This is a genomic window from Acidiphilium sp. PM (genome assembly GCF_000219295.1).
In the GTDB taxonomy this organism is placed as follows: Bacteria; Pseudomonadota; Alphaproteobacteria; order Acetobacterales; family Acetobacteraceae; genus Acidiphilium; species Acidiphilium multivorum.
This window is the reverse complement of sequence record NZ_AFPR01000451.1, coordinates 1-7124: the sequence shown is the minus strand read 5'-3', so window position 1 is coordinate 7124 and position 7124 is coordinate 1. Positions and strand designations below refer to the sequence as shown.

The following is a 7124-nucleotide window of genomic DNA, read 5'->3' as shown; positions in this document are numbered from 1 at the left end:
CGCCGTCGCCGCCCGCACCCCCGATCCCGCGCTGCCCGGTCTGCGCGCCCACGGTGTGCCGGAATTGCTGGCGCATCGTCGCCGGCGCGATCAGCCTCGACGAGGCGGCGTCCCGCGCCATCGCCGCCACCGCAGCCTATACGAAACGCCAAGCGACCTGGTTCCGCCATCAGAAACTGGCAGATCAGCGCAACACGCATACGATCAGATCAAGATTCACTGATTCTGCGCAATTTTCCGAAAGCACAGTCCGTTCGATCATTTCATTTATTAATTTATCGAGTTGACGCACCGCAGCAGACCGGGGTAGGCCTGCGTCGCGATCTGACAGGATGGGGATATGAACGCCGTGAACACCACAGTCGCTTCCGGGGCCGAAACCCTTCTCCGCGCACTGAAGGCGCAGGGGGTCGAGGTCATTTTCGGCTATCCGGGCGGCGCCGTGCTGCCGATCTATGATGCGATCTTCCAGCAGAACGCGATCCGCCACATCCTTGTCCGCCATGAACAGGCGGCGGTTCACGCAGCGGAAGGCTATGCCCGCTCGACCGGCAAGGTCGGTGTGGTGCTCGTCACCTCCGGGCCGGGGGCGACCAACGCCGTCACCGGGCTGGTGGACGCACTGATGGACAGCATTCCCGTTGTCTGCCTGACCGGCCAGGTGCCGACCCATCTGATCGGTAACGACGCGTTCCAGGAAGCCGACACGACGGGTATCACCAGGCAGGCCACCAAACACAACTATCTCGTCAAGCGCTCGGACGATCTCGCCCGCATCGTGCATGAGGCATTCCACGTTGCGCGGACGGGGCGGCCAGGCCCCGTGCTGATCGACCTGCCGAAAGACATCCTGATCAACCCAGCGCCATATACCGAGGCGCCGGAAGGCCCGCACCGCTCCTATCGCCCGCGCACCGCCCCCGATCTCACCCGGATCGCCGAAGCGGTGAGCGCGCTCAAGGGGGCAAAGCGGCCGATCATCTATACCGGCGGCGGGCTGATCAATTCCGGTCCGGAATCGGCCGAACTGATCGTTCACCTCGCGAAGCTCACCGGCGCGCCGGTTACCTCGACGCTGATGGGGCTCGGCGCCTTCCCGGCCTCGAACCCGGCCTTTCTCGGCATGCTCGGCATGCATGGCACCTACGAAGCCAACCTCGCCATGCATGGCTGCGACGTGATGCTGAACATCGGCGCCCGGTTCGACGACCGCGTGACCGGGCGGCTCAACGCCTTCGCGCCGCACTCGAAGAAAATCCATATCGATATCGATCCGTCGAACATCAACAAGAACGTGGTCGTCGACATCGCCATCGCCGCCGACGCGACCGAGGCGCTGCGCGCCCTCATCGCCGCCTGGAAGCAGGACAATTCCCGGCAGGACACGGCAGCGCTGGCCGAATGGTGGCGCATGATCGAAACGTGGCGCGAGAAGGACTCGCTGCGCTTCACCCAGAGCTTCGAGAAAGGCGCGATCATCAAGCCGCAGCATGCCATCCGCCGGCTGTGGGAAAAGACCCAGGGCCGCGAAACCTATGTCACGACCGAGGTGGGCCAGCACCAGATGTGGGCGGCCCAGCATTTCCGCTTCGACAAGCCGAACCGCTGGATGACCTCGGGCGGCCTCGGCACGATGGGCTACGGCCTGCCGGCGGCGATGGGCGTGCAGATCGCCCATCCCGACGCGCTGGTGATCGACATCGCCGGCGAAGCCAGCATCCTGATGAACATCCAGGAGATGGGCACGCTCGCGCAATACCGCCTGCCGGTGAAGGTGTTCATCCTCAACAACGAATACATGGGCATGGTGCGCCAGTGGCAGGAGCTGCTGCATGGTGGCCGCTATTCCGAGAGTTATTCGGCGGCCCTGCCCGATTTCGTGCGCCTCGCCGAGAGCTTTCACGCCGTAGGCCTGCGCGCCGAGAGCATCGACGATCTGGACCGGGTGATCGACGAGATGCTGGCGACCGACCGGCCGGTGATCGCGGACATCCATGTCGACCGTGCGGAGAACTGCTTCCCGATGATTCCTTCGGGCGCTGCGCACAACGAGATGCTGCTCGGGCCGGAACACGAGTCCAGCGCCGCCGGCATCACCGATGAGGGGCTCGTGCTCGTCTGAGCCCCGCCATCATCGCCGAGACCCGAGATCCCGAACCTGAAAGAGCCGACATGAACGCCATCGTCCAGGAAACCATGCGCGCCGCCACGATTTCCGTGCTGGTGGAAAACGAATCAGGCGTTCTCGCGCGCGTCATCGGCCTGTTTTCCGGCCGCGGCTACAATATCGACAGTCTCACCGTCGCCCCCGTCGAGGACGACCGGCGCAAGAGCCGCATCACCATCGTCACCTCCGGCACCGAACTGGTGATCCAGCAGATCAAGGCGCAACTCGACCGGCTGGTGCCTGTCTACCGCGTATCCGACTTGTCCGCCGAAGGGCCGCACATCGCCCGCGAACTCGCACTCATCAAGGTGATCGGCACTGGCGAGAAGCGGCTCGAAGCGCTGCGTCTTGCCGATGCATTCCGCGCAAGGGTGATCGATGCGACAACCGAAAGCTTCATCTTCGAACTCACCGGCGCCACCGACAAGCTCGATGCGTTTCTCGAGCTGATGCGCCCGCTCGGCCTCGCCGAGGTGTCGCGCACCGGCGTCGCCGCCATCGCCCGCGGCACCCGTACGATCTGACGGCATCCTGCCTCCGCGCCGGACTTCATGGCGCGGGATCCGGCGCAGGATTGTTGGCTGTGAACTATGCGATATTTGGCCGGCCGAGGCGGCGGCCTGGTGAACGACTTTCTATGGAGGCGACAGAGGTTATGGCCGACGCCTGAGAGGATGGCGTTGATGGCATCCCCGTGACGCCGAGCAGGAAATTCCGTCCGAGGTGGCCATCGGTCTTCATGTGGCCGATGACCGGCTCGATGGCAGCGTGCCTGCGCAATTCGTGGCGGATGGCGGGCGTGGTGCCGCGTTTCCGGCGGGCGACATCGCCCGACCGAACCGGAGGTCCATCTTTCATCAGGCTTTGGGCAACTGCGCCGTGTCGGTGATGACAAGGCTTTCGTGAAGCAGGGAAAGAAATGCGGCCACCGGGGTTCCCGGGCCGGCGACGGGCAGGTGGGCGACGACCAGTTCCCAGCAGAGTTCGGGTGATGAGAGACGCGCCATCCCGATGTCCGGATCACGCGCCACAACGACCGTCTCCGGCAGGAGGGCAATGCCTAGGCCGAGACTGACCAGTTTCAGCATCGTGTCGAGATCGCTGACTTCGAACGCGGTATGGCGGCCGATGCCGGCATCACCAAAGCGGCCGTCGACCAGCCTGCGGGTACCCCAGCCCGTTTCGAAGTCGACAAACGGAAAATCCTTTATCGCCTCGAGGGTGACGCCGGTCAGTCCCTCCAGCGGATGACCGCGGGGACAGGCGAGCACAACCTCGTCACACGCGATCATCGTTGTGACGAGATCGGTCAAATGCGTACCCACCGGGAAGAACGCGGCATCGATGCCGCCGGCCCGTGTCCGGTCCGCAAGGGCTGACGAGCTGCCCTGAATGAGCCGGATTTCGATGCCGGGATGCCGCTGGTGAAACCGCGCCAGAAGCAATGGCAGGTCGAGAAATGCGGGCAGGCTCTGCACTGTGCCGATTTTCAGCGTTCCCCGCTTCAGGCCCTGCACTTCGGCAACGGCGCTACGCGCATCCCGCACCGCCTCGATCGCCAATCGCGCTTTTTCAAGGAAGATCTCGCCCGCACCGGTCAGCCGCACGTCCCGGGTGCTGCGCACGAAAAGGGGTGCATCGAGTTCCCTCTCGAGTGCCCGGATCGACGTCGAGAGCGCCGATTGCACGATGTTCACGCGACGTGCGGCGCGCGTGAACTGCCGCTCCTCGGCTAGCGCGACAAAATGATGCAGCTGTCTGAGCTCCATGCGCCATCTCTTCATCTATCCGAGAGAAGATTCGGATCAATAAGTTTTATTTGAACGATATTCAACGCTCTCCATCTCCCGGGCGCCAGAATGGAGATTTGGAGATGGATGCATATACGACGCTGCCAAGGATCAGGCTCGGCCTGACCGATATGGAGATTACCCGCGTCGGCTTCGGCGCATGGGCCATCGGCGGGGCTGACTGGGCCGTAGGATGGGGGGCTCAGGATGACCGCGATTCGATCGCGGCAATCCGGCATGCCGTCTCGCGAGGCGTGAACTGGATCGATACCGCAGCAATCTACGGGCTCGGCCATTCCGAAGAGGTCGTCTCGCGTGCGCTGGCGGAGATGCCACAAGCCGAACGCCCCTATGTGTTCACCAAATGCGGCCTGGTATGGGACGAGACCGATCGCCACGCCATGCCGCGGCAGGTCGGCTCGCCGCAAAGCATCCGGCGCGAAGTCGATGCATCGCTGCGGCGCCTCGGCATCGAACGAATTGACCTTTATCAGGTGCACTGGCCAGCGAAAGACGGCACACCACTGACAGATTACTGGCAGACGATGCTGGACCTCAAGGCTGAAGGGAAAGTCAGGGCCGTTGGCCTGTCAAATCACAGTGCCGAGCAACTTGCGGTGGCTGAGCGGCTTGGCCATGTCGACACGTTGCAGCCCCCCTTCTCGGCAATCCGGCGCGATGCCGCGGAGCGCGAGTTGCCCTGGTGTCACGCGCACGGCACCGGCGTCATCGTCTATAGCCCGATGCAGGCGGGGCTGCTGACCGGGCGGTTCTCGGTCGAACGCGCAAAATCGCTTCCGGCGGATGACTGGCGCTCGCGCAATGACGAATTCATTGGCGACAAGCTGGCCCGCAACCTCCGTCTCGTCGACGCGCTGCGTCCTGTTGCAGAACGGCACGGTGTCTCGGTCCCGGCCGCCGCCGTTGCGTGGACGCTCACCTGGCCGGGCGTATCCGGCGCCATTGTCGGCGCGCGCAATGCGTCGCAGGTAGACGGCTGGATTGCCGCCGCCAGCCTGCGGCTCGACAACGATGACATGGCGGCCATCGCGACCGCGATAGAGACGAGCGGCGCGGGAACCGGACCCGCCCGGCCGGCGGGAGCGTGAGGTGGAGATGGCCTTGCATCCACCGCTGCGGCTGCTCGGCATTGTCGGCAGCCTGCGGCGCAACGCCCATTCGCGCGCCGTCCTCCTTGGAGTGAGGAGTGTCCTTGACGCTCGTGTCAGCCTGTCGCTCGTCGGGGTCGACCTCCCGCTCTACAACCAGGACCTGGACGACGACAAACCGCCCCGCGCCGTTCATGACTTCCGGAAGCAAATCGCGGAGAGCGACGCTCTTGTCGTTTCGACCCCGGAGTACAATCACGGCATGCCGGGCGCATTGAAAAACGCCCTTGACTGGGCATCACGACCGCATGGCAATTCTGTGCTGAAGGGCAAGCCCTTTATTGTAGTGTCATCATCACCTGCATTTACGGGCGGGGTCAGGGCACAGGCCCAGGTGAACGAAACGATGCTTGCGGTGCAGGCCCTGCCGGTTCCGGGGCCGCAGATCGTCATCGGTGCGATCGACGGTAAAGTATCCAATGGCCTCCTGGTCGACGGCACCAGCCTCGGCTTCATCACCGCCGCAATCGAAAACCTCCTAGCACCACGCGCGACAGATAACCTGGCCGAGAACATGGTTTCACTTGCGTGACTAAGCCGCTATCAGATCCAGCCTGCACTCATCAATATCAACGAAGAACGACCAATCCAACCTCACAAAAAGCGACAAAATCGACAATATACATTCATGATTTATAAAATATTTGAGGACGATATGAACAAAAACATCCCCTGAACAAGCAAAAGAGACTCCGATGAGACGACAATATCTTGTCCATGCGCCGATCAGGCGCAAAATGATCGCGCTTTACACCGCTCTGATCACCGGCGCGATTATGGCGGGACTGCAAGCGGCCTCGGCCGCTCCCCCCGGCGGCGAGTTTCCATCGAAGGTGCCGGTTCCCGCCGACAACCCGATGACCCCCCGGAAGATCCATCTTGGCAAGCAGTTGTATTTCGATCCGCGGCTGTCATTGTCGGGCGACGTGTCCTGCGACACCTGCCACAACGTCGCGGGAAATGGCAGCGATGGACTGCCGCTCTCCTTCGGTGTTCTGGGCCGCGTCGACCGGCCAAGACACGCGCCGACCGTGTTCAATTCCGCGTTCAATACGGTCCAGTTCTGGGACGGACGCGCAAAGAGCCTTGAAGATCAGGCGAAGGGGCCATTGCTCAATCCGATCGAGATGGGCATGCCGAGTTCCGGAGCCATCGTGAAGCGCCTGGCTGGGATTCCCGGTTACAGGCGGGAATTTGCCCGTGTTTTCGGCGGCAAGACGCCGATCACCTTCGAACACGTCGTTCAGGCGATCGCCACATACGAACGGACCCTGGTGACGCCCGACAGCCCATACGATCGGTATCTGAAGGGCGACAAGAACGCGCTCGACAAGTCGGCGAAGCAGGGAATGCACGAGGTCTCCGATCTCGGCTGTGCGAGCTGCCACGCCGGCGCGATGTTCGATAATCCGGGCCTGCCCATGGGAACCGGTTGGTTCAGGAAATTCCCCATGATCCCGACAAACCCGACCTGCGCCACCTATGTGCGGGAGTACCATCTCGCCGACGATCCCGGACGGTTTGACGTCACGCACAAGCAAAGCGACGAGCACGTCTTCAAGGTTCCGAGCCTGCGCAACGTCGCCGTCCTTGCGCCATATTTCCAGAACGGGTCCGTGGGGTCGCTGCGAACCGCCGTTCGGGTGATGGCCGCATGTCAGTTGGGCAAGACGCTGACCGGGCTGCAGACGACGAACATCGTCGCGTTCCTAAACAGCCTGACCGGAAAGTTTCCGGTCGAGACCATGCCACGCCTGCCGGAAACACCCGACAGCACATCAATGATGCAGGTTGCCAAGCTCCAGCAAAATCGGCGCCAGCTCAGCCCGGGTTCGCGGTCATGAGGCAGACGTGAGGAAAGTCTGTCTATTTTCCGATGGATTTTCGATACGGAATCGGGGCGTGTATCTATGAGGCGGCCTTGGCCTGCGGCGGCTCGATGACTGTGAGCAGCTTCTTTGGCTTTGATATTCCAAGGTTTTTCAGGATCTCGGCAGT

General features: G+C 62.7%; 6 protein-coding genes and 2 pseudogenes. 6 read left to right on the top strand and 2 right to left on the bottom strand.

Annotated features, from left to right (window positions below; translation table 11 throughout):
* The 3 genes and pseudogenes from APM_RS20425 to ilvN all read left to right on the top strand — a co-directional run.
* Nucleotides 1–287: pseudogene (locus tag APM_RS20425) on the top strand (hypothetical protein); the annotation flags it as partial.
* 53 nt (nucleotides 288–340) lie between these two features.
* The gene (locus tag APM_RS13660; RefSeq protein ID WP_007423954.1) at nucleotides 341–2122 is read left to right on the top strand and encodes an acetolactate synthase 3 large subunit; all 1782 of its coding nucleotides are present in this window, start codon (nucleotides 341–343) and stop codon (nucleotides 2120–2122) included.
* A 50-nt stretch (nucleotides 2123–2172) separates the two neighbouring features.
* Nucleotides 2173–2691 (top strand): acetolactate synthase small subunit, encoded by a 519-nt coding sequence (gene ilvN, locus APM_RS13655; protein ID WP_007423953.1) that lies wholly within the window; start codon nucleotides 2173–2175, stop codon nucleotides 2689–2691.
* 125 nt (nucleotides 2692–2816) lie between these two features.
* On the opposite strand, the pseudogene APM_RS22730 reads toward ilvN, so the two are convergent.
* Nucleotides 2817–2989, bottom strand: a pseudogene (locus APM_RS22730) (IS5/IS1182 family transposase); the annotation flags it as partial.
* A gap of 35 nt (nucleotides 2990–3024) precedes the next feature.
* Complete coding sequence (locus tag APM_RS13650) at nucleotides 3025–3936, bottom strand: LysR substrate-binding domain-containing protein (RefSeq protein WP_007423951.1); 912 nt, start codon at nucleotides 3934–3936, stop codon at nucleotides 3025–3027.
* 104 nt (nucleotides 3937–4040) lie between these two features.
* On the opposite strand from APM_RS13650, the gene APM_RS13645 reads away from it, so the two are divergent.
* The 3 genes from APM_RS13645 (at nucleotide 4041) to APM_RS13635 (ending at nucleotide 6970) form a co-directional block, all read left to right on the top strand.
* On the top strand, nucleotides 4041–5066 hold the full coding sequence (locus APM_RS13645; protein ID WP_007423950.1) for an aldo/keto reductase: 1026 nt from the start codon (nucleotides 4041–4043) through the stop codon (nucleotides 5064–5066).
* Between the two features lie 7 nt (nucleotides 5067–5073).
* On the top strand, nucleotides 5074–5658 hold the full coding sequence (locus APM_RS13640; RefSeq protein WP_039888825.1) for an NADPH-dependent FMN reductase: 585 nt from the start codon (nucleotides 5074–5076) through the stop codon (nucleotides 5656–5658).
* Nucleotides 5659–5863: 205 nt separating this feature from the next.
* A complete protein-coding gene (locus APM_RS13635) occupies nucleotides 5864–6970 on the top strand; it encodes a cytochrome-c peroxidase (RefSeq protein WP_007423948.1) in 1107 nt (368 codons plus the stop codon).
* Nucleotides 6971–7124: the final 154 nt, after the last annotated feature.